Source organism: Pseudomonas sp. MYb185 (assembly GCF_002979975.1).
GTDB lineage: Bacteria > Pseudomonadota > Gammaproteobacteria > Pseudomonadales > Pseudomonadaceae > Halopseudomonas.
In genome coordinates this window covers 130157-149579 of the sequence record NZ_PCQD01000005.1, presented here as the reverse complement: position 1 = coordinate 149579, position 19423 = coordinate 130157, and the positions used below count along the sequence as shown (strand labels likewise).

At 62.9% G+C, this 19423-nt stretch carries 19 protein-coding genes; 10 read left to right on the top strand and 9 right to left on the bottom strand.

Annotation, left to right across the window (positions count from 1 at the left end; translation table 11 throughout):
* The first annotated feature begins 6 nt into the window (after positions 1-6).
* From CQ007_RS09530 to CQ007_RS09520, 3 genes are read left to right on the top strand one after another with little or no spacing between them, the layout of a single operon-like run.
* Positions 7-801 (top strand): ABC transporter permease, encoded by a 795-nt coding sequence (locus CQ007_RS09530; RefSeq protein WP_371919824.1) that lies wholly within the window; start codon positions 7-9, stop codon positions 799-801.
* A complete protein-coding gene (locus CQ007_RS09525) occupies positions 798-1589 on the top strand; it encodes an ABC transporter ATP-binding protein (protein WP_105645533.1) in 792 nt (263 codons plus the stop codon). Before CQ007_RS09530 ends, CQ007_RS09525 begins: the two co-directional genes overlap by 4 nt.
* Positions 1586-2878 carry an NnrS family protein gene (locus tag CQ007_RS09520; protein ID WP_105645531.1) on the top strand — a complete coding sequence of 431 codons (1293 nt, stop codon included), beginning with the start codon at positions 1586-1588 and terminating at the stop codon, positions 2876-2878. Before CQ007_RS09525 ends, CQ007_RS09520 begins: the two co-directional genes overlap by 4 nt.
* Before the next feature lie 7 nt (positions 2879-2885).
* On the opposite strand, the gene CQ007_RS09515 is transcribed toward CQ007_RS09520, so the two are convergent.
* The 3 genes from CQ007_RS09515 to CQ007_RS09500 all read right to left on the bottom strand — a co-directional run bounded on the left by CQ007_RS09515 (position 2886) and on the right by CQ007_RS09500 (position 6095).
* The gene (locus CQ007_RS09515; protein ID WP_105645529.1) at positions 2886-3698 is read right to left on the bottom strand and encodes a Crp/Fnr family transcriptional regulator; all 813 of its coding nucleotides are present in this window, start codon (positions 3696-3698) and stop codon (positions 2886-2888) included.
* Positions 3699-3777: 79 nt separating this feature from the next.
* The gene (gene cysB / locus CQ007_RS09510; RefSeq protein WP_105645527.1) at positions 3778-4752 is read right to left on the bottom strand and encodes an HTH-type transcriptional regulator CysB; all 975 of its coding nucleotides are present in this window, start codon (positions 4750-4752) and stop codon (positions 3778-3780) included.
* A 392-nt stretch (positions 4753-5144) separates the two neighbouring features.
* Positions 5145-6095 carry a putative 2-dehydropantoate 2-reductase gene (locus CQ007_RS09500; protein ID WP_105645523.1) on the bottom strand — a complete coding sequence of 317 codons (951 nt, stop codon included), beginning with the start codon at positions 6093-6095 and terminating at the stop codon, positions 5145-5147.
* A 235-nt stretch (positions 6096-6330) separates the two neighbouring features.
* Between CQ007_RS09500 and CQ007_RS09495 the strand changes: the two genes are divergently transcribed.
* On the top strand, positions 6331-7410 hold the full coding sequence (locus tag CQ007_RS09495; RefSeq protein ID WP_105645521.1) for a 3-deoxy-7-phosphoheptulonate synthase: 1080 nt from the start codon (positions 6331-6333) through the stop codon (positions 7408-7410).
* A 45-nt stretch (positions 7411-7455) separates the two neighbouring features.
* Here the strand turns inward: CQ007_RS09495 and CQ007_RS09490 are convergent, their stop codons facing one another.
* Positions 7456-7728, bottom strand: coding sequence for a GNAT family N-acetyltransferase (locus tag CQ007_RS09490; protein ID WP_105645519.1), 273 nt, complete (start codon positions 7726-7728; stop codon positions 7456-7458).
* 82 nt (positions 7729-7810) lie between these two features.
* Positions 7811-9211 carry a GntP family permease gene (locus tag CQ007_RS09485; protein WP_105645517.1) on the bottom strand — a complete coding sequence of 467 codons (1401 nt, stop codon included), beginning with the start codon at positions 9209-9211 and terminating at the stop codon, positions 7811-7813.
* Positions 9212-9685: 474 nt separating this feature from the next.
* On the opposite strand from CQ007_RS09485, the gene CQ007_RS09480 reads away from it, so the two are divergent.
* The gene (locus CQ007_RS09480) at positions 9686-9943 is read left to right on the top strand and encodes an Lpp/OprI family alanine-zipper lipoprotein (RefSeq protein WP_105645514.1); all 258 of its coding nucleotides are present in this window, start codon (positions 9686-9688) and stop codon (positions 9941-9943) included.
* Between the two features lie 58 nt (positions 9944-10001).
* Here CQ007_RS09480 and CQ007_RS09475 read toward each other — a convergent pair whose 3' ends face one another.
* From CQ007_RS09475 to CQ007_RS09470, 3 genes are read right to left on the bottom strand one after another with little or no spacing between them, the layout of a single operon-like run.
* A complete protein-coding gene (locus CQ007_RS09475; RefSeq protein ID WP_105645819.1) occupies positions 10002-10937 on the bottom strand; it encodes a L,D-transpeptidase family protein in 936 nt (311 codons plus the stop codon).
* A gap of 4 nt (positions 10938-10941) precedes the next feature.
* Positions 10942-11271 (bottom strand): hypothetical protein, encoded by a 330-nt coding sequence (locus CQ007_RS18800; protein ID WP_146114563.1) that lies wholly within the window; start codon positions 11269-11271, stop codon positions 10942-10944.
* A 30-nt stretch (positions 11272-11301) separates the two neighbouring features.
* Entirely contained in the window at positions 11302-11919 is a 618-nt protein-coding gene (locus tag CQ007_RS09470; protein ID WP_105645512.1) for an arylesterase, read from the bottom strand.
* A gap of 14 nt (positions 11920-11933) precedes the next feature.
* Here CQ007_RS09470 and CQ007_RS09465 point away from each other — a divergent pair, with 14 nt between their 5' ends.
* Genes CQ007_RS09465 through greB form a run of 3 tightly spaced genes read left to right on the top strand, consistent with a single transcriptional unit; the run spans position 11934 to position 15609 of the window.
* On the top strand, positions 11934-12614 hold the full coding sequence (locus tag CQ007_RS09465) for an ABC transporter ATP-binding protein (protein WP_105645510.1): 681 nt from the start codon (positions 11934-11936) through the stop codon (positions 12612-12614).
* A complete protein-coding gene (locus CQ007_RS09460; RefSeq protein WP_105645508.1) occupies positions 12611-15112 on the top strand; it encodes an ABC transporter permease in 2502 nt (833 codons plus the stop codon). Before CQ007_RS09465 ends, CQ007_RS09460 begins: the two co-directional genes overlap by 4 nt.
* Positions 15113-15114: 2 nt before the next feature.
* Complete coding sequence (gene greB, locus CQ007_RS09455) at positions 15115-15609, top strand: transcription elongation factor GreB (RefSeq protein WP_105645506.1); 495 nt, start codon at positions 15115-15117, stop codon at positions 15607-15609.
* Positions 15610-15812: 203 nt separating this feature from the next.
* Here the strand turns inward: greB and CQ007_RS09450 are convergent, their stop codons facing one another.
* The gene (locus CQ007_RS09450; protein ID WP_105645504.1) at positions 15813-16772 is read right to left on the bottom strand and encodes a glutathione S-transferase family protein; all 960 of its coding nucleotides are present in this window, start codon (positions 16770-16772) and stop codon (positions 15813-15815) included.
* Between the two features lie 130 nt (positions 16773-16902).
* On the opposite strand from CQ007_RS09450, the gene CQ007_RS09445 reads away from it, so the two are divergent.
* Both CQ007_RS09445 and CQ007_RS09440 read left to right on the top strand, forming a co-directional pair.
* On the top strand, positions 16903-18609 hold the full coding sequence (locus tag CQ007_RS09445; protein ID WP_105645502.1) for a DEAD/DEAH box helicase: 1707 nt from the start codon (positions 16903-16905) through the stop codon (positions 18607-18609).
* Between the two features lie 14 nt (positions 18610-18623).
* Positions 18624-19412, top strand: a complete 789-nt coding sequence (locus CQ007_RS09440) for a TatD family hydrolase (protein ID WP_105645500.1) — start codon at positions 18624-18626, stop codon at positions 19410-19412.
* Positions 19413-19423 lie beyond the last annotated feature (11 nt).

Here is a 19423-nt window from a genome sequence, read left to right as displayed (position 1 = left end):
TTGTTCCTGCGGCCAGTGCGTAAAGCGCTGGGGGCGACCTTGGCTTATCTGTGGAGCGGCTGGGGCGCGGTAGCCAGTATCCTGCTGTTCTGCGCCCTGTGGGAGTTCGGCGGACGGGTATATGGCGACCTGGTGTTGCCCGGCCCGGTGGCCACCCTGCAGCAGTTGTCGAGCATGTTCGAGAGCGGCCAGGCGCTGCCGGAGTTGATCATTTCCGCCCGCCGTACGCTCTATGGTCTGGGGTTGGCGCTGGGTATCGGCACCCTGCTCGGCCTGCTGGCCGGGCGTTCACTGACCGCCGCGATGATGTCACGGCCATTGGTCACTCTGTTGCTGGGCATGCCGCCGATCGCCTGGCTGGTACTGGCGATGCTGTGGTTCGGCATGGGCGATGCCACACCGGTGTTCACCGTGTTCATCGCCTGCTTTCCGATTGCCTTTGCCGGCGCCATGCAAGGCGGCCGCACGCTGGACAACAAACTCAAGGATGTGGCACTGGCCTACCGCCTGCCCTGGCGCATGGTGCTGACCGATGTCTATCTGCCGCATATCACCTCCTACCTGTTTCCCGCCTGGATCACCGCGCTGGGCACCTCATGGAAGGTGGTGGTGATGGCCGAGCTGCTGACCACGGTGGATGGCGTCGGTGCGGCGCTGGCGGTATCCCGCGCACAACTGGATACTGCCTCCTCGCTGGGCTGGATCGTCGCGGTGCTGGGTCTGCTGCTGGCACTGGAATACCTGCTGCTGGAACCGATCAAACGACGGGTGGAACGCTGGCGTACGGAGCCTGGCCCATGAGTGAACTGCATATCCGCCATCTGTATCACCGCTACGGTATCACCGAGGTGCTGGCCGACGTCGGCCTGGACCTGTACGCCGGTGAAACCCTGGCACTGGTCGGCCCCTCGGGCTGCGGCAAGAGTACCCTGCTGCATATCGTCGCCGGCCTGCTGACACCTTCGGAGGTGGTCATGCAGTCGACCTTTCGTGGGGTGGCCTGCGTGTTCCAGGAACCACGCCTGATGCCCTGGAAAAACGCAGCGGACAACATCACCCTCGGCCTCAAGGCGCTGGGTGTGCCAAAAGCTGCCCGCCAGCGCCAGGCAATCACCCTGGCCGAGCGCATGGGGCTGAGCGTGGAGGATCTGGGCAAGTATCCCCATGAGCTGTCCGGCGGTATGCAAAGCCGGGTATCGCTGGCCCGTGCGCTGGCGATCAACCCCGACCTGCTGTTGCTGGATGAGCCCTTCTCGGCGCTGGATATCGGCCTGAAAGGCGAGCTGTACCGGCAGTTGGAGGATCAGGTGCACCGGCATGGCACGGCGGTACTGATGATCACCCACGACCTGATGGAGGCCGTGCGCCTGGCCGACCGCATCCTGATGATGGTGCCCGCGCCCGGGCGCATGGTCTACGAGTTCACTTTGCAGCAACCGCAGGCCGAGCGCAGCAGCAACTGGGTGTACCAGACCACCGCGGAGCTGATGCAGGTGAACGAGGTGCGTATCGGTTTTGGCCTTGCCGAAGGCGAACTGCCGGTGCAATCAAGCCATGGGCATGCCCAGCATTCAGGGTGCGCAGTATGAGTCGCACGCCTGGCGGGCTGCAGGGCGCCCTGCGTGGTGACTGGCCGGTGTTCATGTGCGGATTTCGCCCGTTCTTCATCTTGACGGCTGCCAGCGCGGTACTGCTGACCCTGGTCTGGCTGTTGATGCTGCGGGGCATACTGCCGGCGGGCATGCCCGGTGGCAGTGTGCTGTGGCATGGCCATGAAATGCTGTTCGGCTTCGTGACAGCCGCCATTGCCGGTTTTGTATTGACCGCGGTGCCGGAGTTCACCCGTACCGCTCCCCCTGGCAGGCACGCTCTGCTACGGATGCTGCTGTTATGGCTGGCCGCGCGGCTGGCCTATGCGCTGGCCGGAAGTTGGCCGGCGGTCATCGGCCTGTGGCCAGCGGCGTTATGCAACCTGGCGCTATGGGTATTGCTGCTGGTTGAGGTATTGCCCCGCGTATGGAACGCCCCGCAGCGCCAGCATGTCAGTTTCGCCTGGGCCCTCGCCGCCCTGGCGCTGTTGCAGGTCGGCTTCTTCACGGCGGCCAGCCTGGGCGGCAATTCCCTGGCCTGGCTGTATGCGGCAGTCGGCATGATCATGATACTGATCATCATCGCCACCAGCCGGGTATCCATGAGCGTGGTCAACGGCCTGGTCGAACAGGGCCATCCCGACCGCCAGGAAACAGACGAGGTCGGCTACCTGGCCCGCCCGCCCCGGCGCAATCTGGCCATCGTCACCATCGTCATCTGCAGCGCTACCGAGTTCGCGCTGGGCCATGACATCATCACCGGCTGGACCGCACTGGCTGCAGCGGCAGCGATGCTGAACCTGCTGAATGACTGGCATATCGGCCGGGCACTGTTCACCCGCTGGGCCCTGATGCTGTATGCCAGCTACTGGCTGATCGCCCTGGGCTACGGCCTGATGGGCGCCGCCTGGCTCGGCGCTCCTCTGCTGCCATCGGCTGGCCGGCATCTGCTGATGGCCGGCGCCATGGGGCTGTCGATTTTTGCCATCATGGTGGTGGTTGGTCGTATCCACGCCGGCCTGTGGCTGGATCGCCGTCGCTGGCTACCGGTCACCGCGGCGTTGCTGGTGATGGCCGCCCTGCTTCGCGCCGCTGCCGGGCTGTATGCGCTGGCACCCTGGATGACGCTGCTGCATGCAGCCTCCGGTACGCTGTGGGCCGCCTGCTTCGCGCTCTATCTGGGCGTTACCTGGGTGGTCCTGAGCGGGCCACGCAGCGATGGCCAGGAGGGCTGTGCCGAGCCGCTGGCGCGCAGCGGTGGCCATGCCTCCGGGGGTGGCGGTTGCTGAACCGGGCTCAGCGCTTGCCGAGTACCTGGCTGGCGTAGTTGCAGCAGTCGAACAGACTGCTGCCCAGCCGCCGGGCGGCCGATTCCCCCTCGAACTTGAGATCCGGTGGTGGCAGCCCGACCGAGCGACACAAGCCTTCGATATCCAGCAATACCACGTCCGGGTGGTTGTCGCCGATCAGTCCGCTGCGCCGGAAGCTACTGAGCTGCCGCGACAGGGTTTCCGGGGTGATATTGAGCTGACGCGCCAGCACGCTCTGGGCCACCGGCAGCACCAGCCAGGCACGGCGTTGCTGTATGTACAGGTCCATCAGGTACAGCACCAGGCGCTGGGCGGCATTGCCGATGGTCAGCAGGTCTATGCGGTTGAGTGATTGGGAAATGCGCTCAGCCATGCCGCTGAGCATGGCCAGGCTGAAATCGGGGCATGCACGGCACAGCTGCAGCAGGTTGTCCCGCGGGATGCGGTAGACGATGACATCGGTCGCCGCCTGGGCCGAAAGCGGATACTCGGGCTGGCTGAGGAACATCGCGGTTTCCACCAGCAGGTCGCCCTTCTCCACCGTGCGGAATACCTTGTTATCGCCGGTGTAGCTGGGGCGATACAGGGTAAGGGCGCCGGCCTTGACCAGGTAGAAATGCGTCGCTTGCTGGCCCATGTAGAACAGGTGCTGGCGGCCGTGCAGGTGCAATGGCTCGGCGCCGACCAGTAGAGGACTGAGGACCTGCCGATCGACCCTGGCGAACATGGGGGTGCGCTCGAGCATGCCGATGAGTTCGGCGGCTGGCCTGTCCCTCTCGCTTCCCGCACGAAGCTGCATGCCCCCTCCCTGCAATAGTGAATGATAAACATTCGCAAACTATCACAGGCAGGCCCATGCAGCAATTATTCAGCCGTGCTCAGTACACCGGCAGCTCCACCGACTCGAACAGCGCCTCGACTTCCATGCGATTCTGACAGCCCAACACCTCTTCGATCCGCTCCCGGGTCAGGTGCGGGGCGAAAGCCTCGATGAAGTCGTACATAAAACCACGCAGGAAGGTGCCACGGCGGAAACCCAGGTGCGTTACGCTGGATTCGAACAGGTGACCAGCATCGATGACCACCAGGTCATCATCCAGCTCGGGGTCAACCGCCATTTTCGCCACGATACCCACGCCCAGTCCAAGCCGCACGTAGGTCTTGATCACGTCCGCATCCGCCGCGGTGAACACCACCTTGGGTGACAAACCCTGGTGGCTGAAGGCATCGTCCAGCTTGGAGCGGCCGGTAAAGCCGAACACGTAGGTCACCAGCGGCTGTTCACTGAGCAACTCCAGGGTCAACGGACCAGCTTCCAGCAGCGGATGGCCCTTGGGCACGATCACGCAGCGATTCCAGCGGTAGCAGGGCATCATGATCAGTTCATTGAACAGCTCCATGCCCTCGGTGGCGATGGCGAAGTCGGCGGTACCGTCCACCGCCATCTCGCTGATCTGGGTCGGCGTGCCCTGATGCATGTGCAGGGACACCTCAGGGTAGTTCTGGATGAAACGGCGGATCACCGACGGCAAGGCATAGCGCGCCTGGGTATGGGTGGTGGCCAGGGTCAGGGTGCCCTTGCGCTCATGGCTGAACTCCTGGGCAATCTGCTTGATGTTCTCGCACTTGCGCAGGATCTCGCCGGCGGTCTGGATGATGCGCTCGCCAGCAGGTGTGACACGCGTCAGGTGCTTGCCGCTGCGGGAAAAGACCTCGACCCCCAGTTCATCCTCGAGCAGACGTATCTGCTTGCTGATGCCCGGCTGGGAAGTGTACAGGCTCTGTGCCGTGGCGGAGACGTTGAGACCATGGTGAGCCACTTCCCAGATATAGCGCAGCTGCTGCAATTTCATCGATGTCATCTCCCTGTTGAAACAAGCGATACATCATGGACCGTTTATAACCAAATTCATAGATACAACGCTGAGGTTAGACGAAGAATGATAAAAGCGAAGGTGCAGTGAGGAATTTACGTTGCCGCTGGTCGGTTAGTCAGCTGCTGGGCGGCCCCCAAGGCGTAGCGCAGGCGCGCTACACCCCGAGACCATTGAGGTTCGCCCTGCCCGGGTTGTCGAGCCCCTGCTCGACGACAGCAGAACCGCAGGCCACGATCTGCTCAATGAGGTATACATTCGCAGTTGCTGGAAGGTCGAGTTCCATCTCGACCAGCAGAGTCCCAGACCACCCCTGGATCGAGATGGGAACCCGCCCCCCATTGGCCAGAATGGAACCCAGCCATCGATACTCAGGCGTCGGCCAGATAACCATCCTGGATGAACTGCAACATGTTCCGCAGCGCCTCGGTACGGGGCATGCTGCAGCCGGCAGCAGCGGCCAACTGCAGTGCTTCGCCGTACAGGTTGTCCAGCTCCATCGGCCGCTTGTGCAACCAGTCGTGGTACATGCTCGGCAGGTAATCGGGCATGCGCTGGGTGCCGACCAGCAGCTTCTCCGCCAGTGACTCGGGCATGCTGTGCCCACAGGCCTCGGCCACATCGACCACTTCCTGCATCAGGTCGCGGATCAACTGGCGACTCGCCGGATTGGCCAGCAACGTTTCGGTACCGGCATTGAGGATCACCGACACACCATTGAATGGCGCATTCCATACCAGCTTCTGCCAGCGCGCACCCTCCAGGTTACCCTGCTCCCGCGCTTTCAGCCCGGCTTCACGGAACATGGCCGCACCGTCGGCGATCATCTGCTGCTGCTCCTCGACGCTCGCCGGACCGGAATGGTAGGCCAGGTCGATCATGCCGTTGTCCTGATGCACCACCACACCAGGTCCCTTGCGGTACAGACAGACATAGCACAGGCCACCGATCAGATGCAGGTCCGCCGGCAGCTGGTCACGCAGGTGCGCTTCATTGCTCAGGCCGTTCTGCAACAGCACTACCCGTGCGCCCGGAGCGGCAGCACGAGCGATGATCGGTGCCAGCGAGTCATTGCTGGTGGACTTGGCACCGACCAGCAGCCAGTCACAGGGTGGCATTGCCGCAACATCATCATAGGCCTGCACCGGGCTCAGGTTCAGCTCGCCATGCACCCGGCTTTCCACGGTAATGCCGTGCTGCTGTACCGCTGCGTATTCGCTGCGTAGCAGAAAATGCACATCGTAGCCCGCACGGGCCAGCATCACGCCATAGAAGCCGCCAATGGCGCCAGTGCCGATCACGCCGATACGTGGTTTTGTCATTCGCCTTTCCCCTCTTGTTTGAACGATGCGCAAAAATCCGTCCCATGGTAATCGCTGCGCACCACAGGCAACAGTCAGCCAGGCGACAAACCGGGCGATAACCTTCTGATAACCAGGGTCAATCCCTCCGATAGCACGTTACAGGGTAGCCGGAGCCGCCATCCATGCTTTAAGCTGTCGCCCATTATTGACAGGCTGGCAGGTTGCCGGCCTTGCAGACTCGCTGGGAAGGAAGATGGCCGATTTACCTATCAATGATCTGAACGTTGCTTCCAACGAAGTGATGATTACCCCTGCCCAACTCAAGGCCAGGATCCCCATGAGCCCGGCAGCGGAAACTACCGTAGTGGAAAGCCGCCAGGTCATTCGCGATATCCTTGATGGCAAGGACCACCGCCTTTTCATCGTCATTGGCCCCTGCTCCATCCATGATGTGGAAGCGGCCAAGGACTATGCGCAGCGCCTGAAGACGCTGGCGGCCGAGGTAAGCGACACCCTGTATCTGGTGATGCGCGTGTACTTCGAGAAGCCACGCACCACCGTGGGCTGGAAGGGCCTGATCAACGACCCTTACCTGGATGACACCTTCAAGATTGAAGACGGCCTGCATATCGGCCGCCAGTTGCTCTGCGATCTGACCGACATGGGTCTGCCCACCGCCACCGAGGCGCTGGACCCGATCTCTCCGCAGTATCTGCAGGATCTGATTTCCTGGTCGGCGATCGGCGCGCGTACCACCGAGTCCCAGACCCACCGCGAGCTGGCCTCGGGGCTGTCCTCGGCGGTCGGTTTCAAGAACGGCACCGACGGCAACCTCGGCGTGGCGATCAACGCCCTGCAGTCGGTTTCCAGCCCGCACCGCTTCATGGGCATCAACCAGGAAGGCCAGGTCTCCATCGTCACCACCCGTGGCAACCGCTACGGTCATGTAGTATTGCGCGGCGGCAATGGCAAACCCAACTACGACTCGGTGAGCGTGTCGCTGTGCGAGAAGGAACTGGACAAGGCCGGCATCGTGCCCAACATCATGATCGATTGCAGCCACGCCAACTCCAACAAGGATCCGGCCCTGCAGCCGCTGGTCATGGACAACGTCGCCAACCAGATCGTCGAGGGCAACAGCTCGATCGTCGGTTTGATGGTCGAAAGCCACATTGGCTGGGGTAACCAGGCGATCAACAAGGACCTGTCGCAGCTGGAATATGGGGTCTCCATCACCGATGCCTGCATCGACTGGGATACCACCGTCCAGGCGGTACGCAGCATGCACGCGAAGATCAAGGATGTACTGCCGACGCGCAAGCGCGGGCAGTGATTCCACGCGACTGAAAAACCCGCCGCGGCGGGTTTTTTCATGCCTTCAGCCACGCTCCTGCTGACGCTGCATGTAGCGCTCGACATAGGAACAGGAGGCAATCACCGTGTAGCCCCGTTCCTGGGCATAGTTCAGCGCCTCTGCCGCCAGCCTGGCTGCCAGCCCATGGCCACGCCGGGCATCGGGGACGAAGGTCCGGTAGATGTCCATGGTCTGCTTGCCCAGATCCATATAGCTGAGGTAAGCCCGGCCACCATCGCCATCGATATAGAACATCTTGTTTTGAGGGTCGTGCCGAACCGCAACATCGGACGTCATGGGCTGCCTCCCACCCCGGGTTTGCTGGAATACCATTGACCTGCGACATTAGCAGAAGATTCCACCCCCGTCAGATTGAGCATCATGCCGGCGGCGTGACGCCCACACCCAGCACCATCAGCAGGGCAATGGACAGCAGACAGGCCACCACCGGCACTGCCACTGTGACCACGAACATGTCCTTGTAGGCCTCACGGTGGGTCAGGCCCATGATCATGAAGGTGGCGATCACCGCCCCACAGTGTGGCAGGGAGTCCAGGCCACCCGAGGCAATCGCCGCGATACGATGCAGGATTTCCGGCTGTATGCCCATCTCCAGATAGCTGGGAGCCAGTGTCTGCATGAATATCTGCAGGCCGCCCGAGGAGGAGCCGACAATGGCCGACAGCGTGCTGATCGAAGCAAATACCGACAGCAGCGGCGGCAGGTCCACGCCGAGGATCCATTGGGCGAACTCACCAAAACCGGCGGTCTGGGTAACCACCCCACCGAAGCCGATCACCGCAGCGGTATTGAGCAGCGGCATGACCGAGTCCTCAGCCCCCTGACCGAAGACCTGACCGATCTGACGCCGTGCATTGGCAAACAGCGCCGCGCAGGCCAGCGAGCCGACGATCAGCGCGATGCTCGGCCAGATGATCGGTTGGCTGGCACTGAAACGCAGTAACTGAGCGAATAACCCTTCAGTTTCCGACCAGTCGGCCATCCCCAGAATGAGGCGTGGCAACATGATCACCGCCAACACCAGAATCAGCGGCACCAGCGCCAATCCCCAGGGTGGCGCCTCGTTCGGATCACCGATCAACTGCTCCATGCGCAGGTCCTGCGCATTTTCCACAAAGCCTTCACCACTGGCCCGCGCCAGGCGCCATTCCCGCTCCACGTACCACATGCCCAGGCCGGCCATCATGGCCGCCGCAAACAAGCCGATCCAGCCGCCAGCAAACAGGTCGGTACCCAGGGCACTGGCGGAGATCACGTTGTGGATCGAAGGAGAGCCCGGCAGCGCGGTCATGGTGAAGGTACCGGCGCCAATCGCGGTAGCCGCACACCAGATACGCTTCGGCAGGTTGGCTTCGCGCATCAGGGTGATGCCCAGCGGATACATGGTAAACACCACCACGAACACCACGACCCCGCCATAGGTCAGCAGCGCACACACCACCATGCCGACCAACAGCGTGTGCCTGACGCCCAGCCCCCGGGTAATGGCCACCGCAATACTCTTGGCCGCCTGGCTGGTGGCCATGGCCTTGCCGAAGATGGCGCCGCAGAGGAACAACAGGAAGAATTTGCCAGCGAAGGTGAAGGCACCGAGCGGGCCGAACGGATAGTGCTCGAGCAGCGCCGCGGGCAACAGAATACCGTTGGGAATCGCCACCACCAGAGCGCAGATAACCGAAGCCAGAAAGATGTTCACACCCCTGAGCGCAAACCAGATCAGCAGTGCGAGCCCCGCGAACAAACCCAGGTATCCCAGCATATGATGCAATCCTTTTGTATTTTTATGATGTTGCGCCGAACACACTAACCCAGCCCCGAATGGGAACAAAGCCACCAGGCGTCCAGTCACTGTGCTGAATGTCGACAAAGGCATGGGAGTTATGACGCCCGTCAATCACCATCCGTCCGAAAACTGCTAGCATTGTTGGGTCTGTTCCCGTTTCATTTGCCACCGCGCCGGCGCCTGTTTTTGCGCGAGGCAAGGCGCGAGGAGAGAGATTTGGTTATTCCAAATGAACGACGAGTAACGCAGCATCGCGCAAAAACAGGCCCGGCCCTTCGGGTTGCGCGTAAAAACTCGCCATGCGTCGTTGTGGGACTTGGCAAGGGAATACCATTCCCTGCGTCCCACGCCTAGCCTGGCGAGTTTTTACGCAGCAACGCGGTGGCAAATGAAACGGGAACAGACCCTATGTCGGCAAAACGACACTATCGTCAACAAAGGGGTATCGAAATGAATACTGCACTGAAACTTTCGGCATTGTCTCTGGTCGCGCTGCTGGCTGTGGGTTGCAGCAGCAACCAGTATCAGGAAGAAACTGGCACCCGCCTGTCCGCCAATGAGAATGCCGCGGCCCGTGCGCAGTCCACCGCTGACGAGGCCAACCGCAAGGCCGAAGAAGCCCTGGCTGCCGCACAGCGCGCCCAGCAAACTGCAGATGAAGCCAACGAGCGTGCGCTGCGCATGCTCGAAAGAGCCAGTCGCAAGTAACACCAGGCAGCACCACTGCGAAGGCGCCCAGCTGCGGCCATGGCGCCTTCGCAGCTTTTCAGAACGCTCCGGTTGAGCTATATGGCTCGCCGATCACCGCCGGAATGCCCTCTTCGGCGAATACCATGTCACGTATCTTCTGCCAATCCAGTCGGTAGCCACTGACCAGTTCACTGCGCGCCTGCAACAGCTCCTGGATCGCCGCCAGCTTGTCCAGCGACGAGGGGAAACCATGCTCATCCAGCGGCGTATGCACCTCCAGATACAGCTTGCCGTCCAGTACGCCGAGCTTGTAGGGCTGATTGACGATGGTCACCGACGTCCCCACCGGCACCTGCGGGAACAATTCGGTGACATCCCGATTGTTCATGCGAAAGCAGCCGTGGCTGACCCGCATGCCGATACCGAATGACTTGTTGGTGCCGTGGATCACATAGCCGCTCATCGCCAGGTTCATCTTGAACGGCCCCATGGGATTGTCCGGCCCCGGCGGCACCACCGCCGGCAGCGGATCTCCCGCTGCGGCATGTTCCTCGCGGATCGACTGCGGCGGGTACCAGGACGGGTTGGCCTCCTTGCGCGCCACCCGGGTCTGGCCGATCGGCGAGGACCAGCCCTCACGGCCGATACCCACCGGCCAGGTGCTGACCCTGCCCCCATCATCCGGGTAATGATAGAGCCGGTACTCCGGCAGATTGATCACGATGCCGCTGCGCGGGGCGTCGGGCAGGATGTGCTGGCCGGGCAGGCGGATGGTGGTGCCGGCACCGGGCAACCAGGGGTCCACGCCGGGGTTGGCCGCCTGCATTTCCAGAAAACCGAAACCATGGAGGTCGCCCAGGTCGGCAAAGGTATCCTCGTAGACTGCCTGTACGCTGGATAGCGAACCGACCAGTTGCTGCTCGGCCGAATCCAGCGGGTAATCGGCAGCCGTCGCCGTGACCGCCAGCCACAGACCCAGAGCACCTGCCGTCATCCCGCCAAGCAACCTCATGCCCTCACCCTCCGGCCGCCGCATACAGATCAAACTGTTGAACCATTGGCGCTGCCACAGTTCCCCTTCGGGCAGCCGGGCGCCGACCGGCATCACGCAGCGTCTGCGCCATGTCCACACACTGTGGGCACAGGCTTTTCAACAGTTTGCGCTGCAATTCCCGGTATACCGGGCGCGACGGCAGCAGATCACCACACAACGAACGCTCCAGCGGCGCATCCAACCGCAAATTGATATCCACCAGATGCACATGCCAGGGATCTCCCACGAACAGGTCTTGCTGCTCGTCCTGCTCAACTACACACCATCGTCTGGCCATCCAGGACACTGTCACCAACCTGCTCCTCACACTGAATCAACGCCATCACCGTGACTTCAGCCACTGGCTGATGGCCGGCCAGGCATTATCCAGCAAAAGCGTCTGGGCTGCAGCGGTTGGATGCACGCCATCGCTCTGCATCTTGCCTTCCACCCCGCCTATGCCCTCCAGCAGAAAGGGTACCAGTGGCACATCATGCTCCTCGGCCACAGTGACAAAGGCCTGTTCGAAGGCATCGGAGTAGCGTGGGCCATAATTCGGCGGAATGCGCATACCCAGCAGAATCACATCGGCGCCGGCCTCCCGGCTCAGCCGAACCATGGCGGAAAGATTCTGTTGCATATTGCCCACCGGCAGCGCTCGCAGCCCGTCGTTACCACCCAGCTCGATCACCACCAGCTCCGGCTCGACCTGCTCCAGCAGCGCGGGCAGCCTGGCCAGGCCGCCTGCGGTGGTATCGCCACTGACCGAGGCGTTGACCACCGAGTAGGGCTGATTGTTCTCGGCCAGACGCTGTTCCAGCAGCTTTACCCAGCCCTGCTCGATTTCCAGACCGAAGGCGGCGCTGATACTATCGCCGACCAGCAGAACATTCTGTGCCAGGGCCGGCAATGCCAGCACACAACAGAACAGCCCGGCAGCGCATTTTTTCCAGACATTCATCAAGGCCGATACCCATGTCAGACAGCGTTATCATTGCCCGCCACCTTAGCAAAGTCGTCGATGCCCCGGAAGCGAAGCTGACCATCCTCGATGATGTCAGCCTGCGCATCGCCGCTGGCGGCAGCGTGGCCATCGTCGGCGCTTCCGGCTCGGGCAAGTCCACCCTGCTCAGCCTGCTCGCCGGGCTCGATCTGCCGAGCAGTGGCGAGGTCATTCTGGCCGGGCAGTCGCTCGCCAGCCTCGATGAGGACCAGCGCGCCGCCCTGCGCGCCGAACAGGTGGGTTTCGTATTCCAGTCCTTCCAGTTGCTGGACAGCCTCAACGCCCTGGAAAACGTCATGCTGCCGCTGGAACTGGAAGGTCGCCGGGATGCCTCGGCACGTGCACGGCAATTGCTTGAACGTGTCGGCCTGGGCCACCGTCTCAGCCACTACCCACGGCAACTGTCCGGCGGCGAACAGCAACGCGTGGCGATTGCCCGCGCCTTCGCCAGCGAACCGGCCATCCTGTTCGCCGACGAGCCCACCGGCAACCTGGACGCGGTAACCGGGGCGCATATCACCGACCTGCTGTTCGAGCTCAACCGCGAACAGGGCACCACCCTGATCATGGTCACCCATGACGAACGCCTGGCCGCGCGCTGTGCCGCGGCCCTGCATCTGGAAGCCGGCCGCCTCAAGGAAGACCAGCCATGATCGGACGCGACCTGCCCCTGGCCTCGCGCCTGCTGCTGCGCGAATGGCGTGCCGGCGAATTGCGGGTGATGCTGCTGGCGCTGCTGATCGCCGTCTTGGTCAGTACCGCCATCAGCTTCTTCACCGATCGCCTGCAACGAGGCATGGCGACCCGCGCCGCCGAGTTCCTCGGGGCCGACATGCGCATCTCATCACGCGAGCCGCTACCGCAGGAATTTCTTCAGGAAGCTCTCAACAACAACCTGCAACATACTGATCTGGTTGATTTTTCCAGCGTCACTTCAAGTGAAGCCGAGATGCAGTTATCCAGCATCAAGGCCGTCGGCCCCGGCTATCCGCTGCGCGGTGAAGTACGCACCAGCCAGCAGCCGTTCGGCACCGAGCAGGTCGCCACCGGCATTCCCGATGCCGGCAGCGTCTGGATCGAGCCGCGCCTGCTCAATGTGCTGGAACTGCAGGTCGGCGATGCCCTGGAGATCGGCTATGCACAGCTTCGGATCGCCGCACTGCTGACCCATGAGCCGGATCGCGCCGGGGACTTCTACAGTCTCACTCCCCGGGTGCTGATGAACCTGGACGACCTGCCCGCCACCCGTGTCGTGCAGCCCGGTAGCCGGGTACGCTATCGACTGCTGCTCAGCGGCAGCGAAGCGGACCTGCAACGCTATCGTCAATGGCTGGAGCCACGCCTGGAAAGCCATCAGCGCCTAACCTCGGTAGCCGATGACAACCGCCAGATTGGCAGCGCCCTGCAGCGCGCCAACCAGTTCCTCGGTCTGGCCAGCATCGCCGCGGTGGTGCTGGCCGGCGTGGCAGTGGCGCTGTCGGCCAGCCGTTTTGCCAGCCGCCACTACGACACCAGCGCCCTCCTGCGCTGTCTCGGCGCCAGCCGCCGACGCACCCTACGCCTGTTCCTCATCCAGTTGCTGGGGCTGGGCATCATCGCCACCCTGCTCGGCCTGTTCGCCGGCTGGTTGATGCAATGGGGTCTGATTCATCTGCTGCGCGAACTGCTGCCACCGGACCTGCCCAATGCCGGGCTCAAGCCGCTGTTGGTCGGCTCCGCCACCGGCATGGTTGGCCTGCTGGGCTTCGCCCTGCCGCCCCTGCTGCGCCTGGGCCGGGTCTCGCCATTGCGGGTACTGCGCCGCGAGCTGACTCCGCTACCCGGCAGCGCCTGGCTGATCTACGGTCTGGCGCTGTCCGGCCTGAGCCTGCTGATGTGGCAATTCACCGGCAACCTGCCGATGACCCTGGCGGTGATCTTCGGCGGCGCCATTGCCGCACTGCTGCTCGGCTCCCTGGCCTGGCTGCTGCTGCGCGCCAGCAGCAAACGCCTGCGCAATGCCGGACTGGCCTGGCGCCTGGGCAGTGGCCAGTTGCTCAAGCAACCCGCCGCAGCCGCTGGCCAGATCCTGGCCTTCGGCCTGATCCTGATGTCGATGGTGGTGATCTTCATCCTGCGTACCGAACTGCTGGAGACCTGGCAGACACAGCTGCCGGACGATGCACCCAACCACTTCGCGCTGAATATTCTGCCCGACGAGGAACCGGCATTCCGCCAGGCCCTGGATGATATCGGTGCCCGCAGTGCACCACTGTATCCGGTCACCCCAGGCCGGCTGACGGCGATCAACGGTGAGCCGGTACGCGAGCAGGTCACCAAGGACAGCCCCGGCGAACGCGCCATCAACCGTGATCTCAGCCTGACCTGGGCCGCCGAACTGGCGCCCGACAACCTGCTGCGGGAAGGCCAGTGGTGGGACCAGTTGCCACCCGGCGATGGCCATCACGTATCGGTCGAGGCGGAACTGGCCGACAGCCTCGGCGTGGCGCTCGGCGACCAGCTCAGCTTCGTCATCGGCGGTGCCACAGTGGAGGCCGAGGTCAGCAGCATCCGCGAAGTCAACTGGGATAACTTCACCCCCAACTTCTATATGGTGTTCTCCCCCGGCGCACTGGCAGGCCAGCCCAGCACCCTGCTGACCAGCTTCCACCTGCCCGCCGACCAGCGCGACGGCCTGCGCGAACTGACCCGGACCTTCCCGGCGATGACGCTGCTCGAGGTCGAAGCCATATTGCAGCAACTGCGCGACATCCTCGACCAGGTCACCCTGGCCGTGGAGTACGTGCTGATATTCGTACTGCTGGCCGGCTTCACCGTGCTGTTCGCCTCATTGCAATCGACCCTGGATACCCGCCTGTACGAAGGCGCACTGCTACGCACCCTGGGCGCCCGACGCCAGCTGCTGCGCCAGGCCAACCGGCTGGAGTTCAGTCTGCTGGGCGCCCTCGCCGGCCTGCTGGCAATCGTCGCCGCCGAACTGGTTACCTGGCTGCTGTATCGTTTTGCCCTGGATCTGCCCTGGCAACCCCACTTCCTGCTGTGGCTGCTGGTGCCACTGGCCGGTGCCCTGCTGATCGGCTTCGCCGGTGCCCTGGGCACTCGTGCCGTGGTCAACCAGAGCCCGATGAAACTGATCAACCGGGGAGCCTGAACATGAGCCGCTATCGCCCGCCCCGTACTGCCGGCACGCCACTGATCACCGCCGAGGGCGCACAACGCCTGCGCGATGAACTGCACCAGCTATGGAATGTGCAACGCCCGGAAGTCACCCGCGCGGTCAGCGAAGCTGCCGCCCAGGGCGACCGCTCGGAGAATGCCGAGTACACCTATGGCAAGAAGATGCTGCGCCAGATCGACAGCCGCGTGCGCTTTCTACGCAAGCGGCTGGAAAACCTCAAAGTCATCGACCAGCCGCCCAGCGACCCCGAAAAGATCTTCTTCAGCGCCCGGGTCGTACTGGAGGACGAAGACGGCCAACCACTGAAGGTCCGCATCGTCGGCCCCGACGAGATCGACCCCAAGCAACAGCACATCAGCATCGACAGCCCCCTGGCCCGCGCACTGCTGGGCAAGCGGGTGGATGACGAGGTGCTGGTGCAGGCGCCGGCGGGTGAGCGGCTGTATTGGGTAGTCGATATCCAGTACTGACGCACTCCCCTGGAACAGTAAGGCTTGTTCATCAGCAGCACCATTGTCTCCGGCCTGGGGTAAGGGACAGGTCAGGCCGACCGTTTGATGACAGGGATGTCATCAACGAGCTTACAGGGATGTACTTGCAGCGTGTCGGCATGACCTGTCCCTTACCCCAGGCCATGCACAGAACACCAACAGATCCGGCCAGAAACCAGAACCTACAACCCAAGCCACTCCGCTGGCCGCACCCCACGCCCATGTGGCAACGTCAGATCCTGCCCCTCGCCCAGGGGCACGACCCGCGTCGGGTTGATGGTCTCGTGACTGTAGTAGTAATGCTGCTTGATGTGGTGAAAGTCGACCGTCTCCGCCACACCGGGCCACTGATACAGCTCGCGCAGATAGCCGGACAGGTGCGGATAATCCTGGATGCGCCGGATATTGCATTTGAAATGGCCGTGGTAGACCGGATCAAAACGCACCAACGTGGTAAACAGCCGCCAGTCCGCCTCGGTGATGCGCTCGCCAGCCAGATAGCGACGCTCACCGAGTAGCTCATCCAGCCAATCCAGCGCAGCGAACAACGTCGCACATTCCTGTTCATAGACGTCCTGGGCAGTGGCGAAACCGGCCTTGTACACGCCGTTGTTCACCTCGTCGTAGATACGCTTGTTCAGCCGATCGATTTCCCCGCGCAACGCCTCGGGATAATAGTCATCGGTATTACCGGTCAGGCCGTTGAAGGCACTGTTGAAGATACGCACGATCTCCGCCGACTCGTTATTGACGATGGTCTTCTCCTGCTTGTCCCAGAGCACCGGCACCGTCACCCGACCGCTGTAGTCCGGCTTGGCCAGGGTATACAGCTGATAGTGGAACTCGAAGCCATACAGCGGCTCGACCGGGTCATAGGTCCAGCCCTTGTCGAGCATGTGCGGATGCACCACGGTCACATCGATGTGCGGTTCCAGGCCCTTGAGCTTGCGCAGCACCAGCGTACGGTGGGCCCAGGGGCAGGCCAGCGATACGTACAGATGGTAACGGCCACTGTCCGGCGTGAAGCGACCACCCTCCTCGATCCGGTTGCGATAACCGGTGTCTTCGCGTACGAAGGCACCGCCGGTGGAGCGGGTGTCATACCACTCGTCATGCCAAGTACCCTTTACCAGGCGTCCCATATCCGTTCTCCTTGCATCGTTGATCTGGAGTGCGGCAACCACTGCGGCACGATATGAAAATCCTTGCGGCAATTTGCGCTGAATGAGCGTATACTACGCGATCTTCAATCCCCCAAGGTTTACTTCCCGTATGTCCGATACCGCTCCGGCGGCACCGCAGTTTGCCGATCTCGGCTTGCCTGCACCGCTCCTTGAGGCTCTGAACAGCCTCGGCTATGAAACACCCTCTCCTATCCAGGCCGAGGCTATTCCGACTCTGTTGGCCGGTGATGATCTGCTGGGGTTGGCCCAGACTGGCACCGGCAAGACCGCCGCTTTCGCGCTGCCGCTGCTGGCAAGCATCGACGTGAGCATGCGCGCCACCCAGGCGCTGATCCTGACCCCCACCCGTGAGCTGGCCCTGCAGGTCGCCGAAGCGCTGCAGCGTTATGCCCAGTTCCTGCCCGGCTTTTCCGTGCTGGCGCTGTACGGCGGCTCCCCTTTCGCTCCTCAGTTCAAGGCGCTGGAGCGCGGCGCACATGTCGTCGTGGCCACCCCCGGACGACTGACCGACCATATGCGTCGGGGCAGCATCAAGTTCGACAACATGCGTTTCCTGGTGCTCGACGAAGCCGATGAGATGCTCAAGATGGGCTTTGCCGACGACCTCGACGCCGTATTCGAAAAGGTCCCGGAGCAAACCCAGAAGGCGCTGTTCTCCGCCACCATGCCTGCCGGTGTACGTACCGTGGCCCGCAAGCACATGCGCGAGCCGAAGGAAATCCGCCTGCACAGTGGCAAGAGTAGCAGCCTGGATACCATTACCCAGAAAGTCTGGGAAGTGGCCAACCACCACAAGCTGGATGCCATGACCCGCCTGCTCGAAGTCGAGCCGGTGGAAGCGATGATCGTGTTCGTGCGCACCAAGACCGCCAGCCTGGAGCTGTCCGAGCGCCTGGAAGCCCGTGGCTTCGCCGCTGCGGCGCTGAACGGCGACCTCAGCCAGCAACTGCGTGAGCAGGTGGTCGACCGCCTCAAGCGCGGCCTGCTGGATATCGTCGTCGCCACCGACGTGGCCGCCCGTGGTCTGGATGTCGAGCGTATTTCCCACGTCCTCAACTACGACCTGCCGCATGACAGCGAGTCCTATGTGCACCGCATCGGCCGTACCGGTCGTGCCGGTCGCTCGGGCACCGCGATCCTGTTCGTCACTCCACGCGAGCGGCGCATGCTGCACGTGCTGGAAAAGGCCACCGGCCAGAAGATCGAACAGCAAGCCCTGCCCAGCGCCGACGCGGTACGCAACGGTCGCCTGAGCAAACTGGGTACGCGCCTGCAGAAAGCTGCTGAATCCACCGGCTCGCTGCATCAGCAACTGGTCGACGACCTGCTGCAACTGACCAACATGGACCCACTGGAACTGGCTGCCAGCCTGCTGGCCATCCTGCCCAGCGCCAAGACCCTGGTCGAGCCGGTAGTCGACCTGCCCGTCGCCCCACCGCGCCGCGAAGTCAGCGATGACCGCGACAGTGGGCTGGTGCGCTACAAGGTGCAAGGTGGTCGGTCCAATGGCCTGATGCCCAAGCCGCTGGTCGATGCGCTGGTCAAGCATGGTCGCGTACAGCGTCAGCAGATCGGGCACATCAAGATGTTCACCGAGCATACCGGTGTCTATCTGCCGCCGCTGGACGAAGCGACGCTGGCCAAGCTGGCCGGCATCGAGATCAACGGCGTGGCCCTGCAGATCCGTGCCTGGCCGCTGCCGCCCGGTGAAACCGAGCGTCCCCGCAGTCCCCGTCCGCCGCGCAAGGACTTTGCCGGCAAACCCCGCTCAGCCAAGCCGCCACGGCGCAGCTGAGCGAGGGGCTCCTCATGGAATGGGTCGATATCGGCGTCAACCTGCTTGACGCCGCCTTTGACAAGGACCGTGAAGCCGTTCTCGAACGAGCCTGGGCGGCCGGTATCAGTCAGATGATACTGACCGCCACCTCGGTTGACAGCTGCACCGCCATCCAGGCCCAGTGCGCTGAAAACCCGCTCCGCCTTTTCTGTACCGCCGGTGTCCACCCCCACGAAGCACGCCACTGGAACCATGCCCAGGCGGCCGACCTGCGCCTGCTGGCCGGTGCGGATTCTGTGCGGGCCATCGGTGAATGCGGGCTGGACTACAACCGGGATTTCTCTCCCCGCCCACAACAGATCAAGGCGCTCGAAGAGCAACTGGAGCTGGCTGTGGAGCTGGGCTTGCCGGTATTCCTGCATGAACGCGAAGCCAGCGACACCCTGGTGGGTATCCTGCGCGACTTCCGCGACCGGCTGCAGGCCGCGGTGGTGCATTGCTTTACCGCCGACCAGCAGGCCCTGTACGGCTACCTCGATCTGGATCTGCACATCGGCATTACCGGCTGGATCTGCGACGAACGTCGTGGTACCCACCTGCAGTCGCTGGTCAGGGATATTCCCACCGGTCGCCTGATGCTGGAAACCGACGCCCCCTGGCTGCTGCCGCGCACCCTGTCACCGAAGCCGAAGAACCGCCGCAACGAACCGGTCTGGCTGCCGGAAGTGGCGAGCATGGTTGCTCAATGTCGCGGGGAAAGCCTGGAACAGTTGGCGGCACATACCACGGCCACGGCGCGGGAGTTCTTTCGGCTGCCGTAGGTACCTCCAAG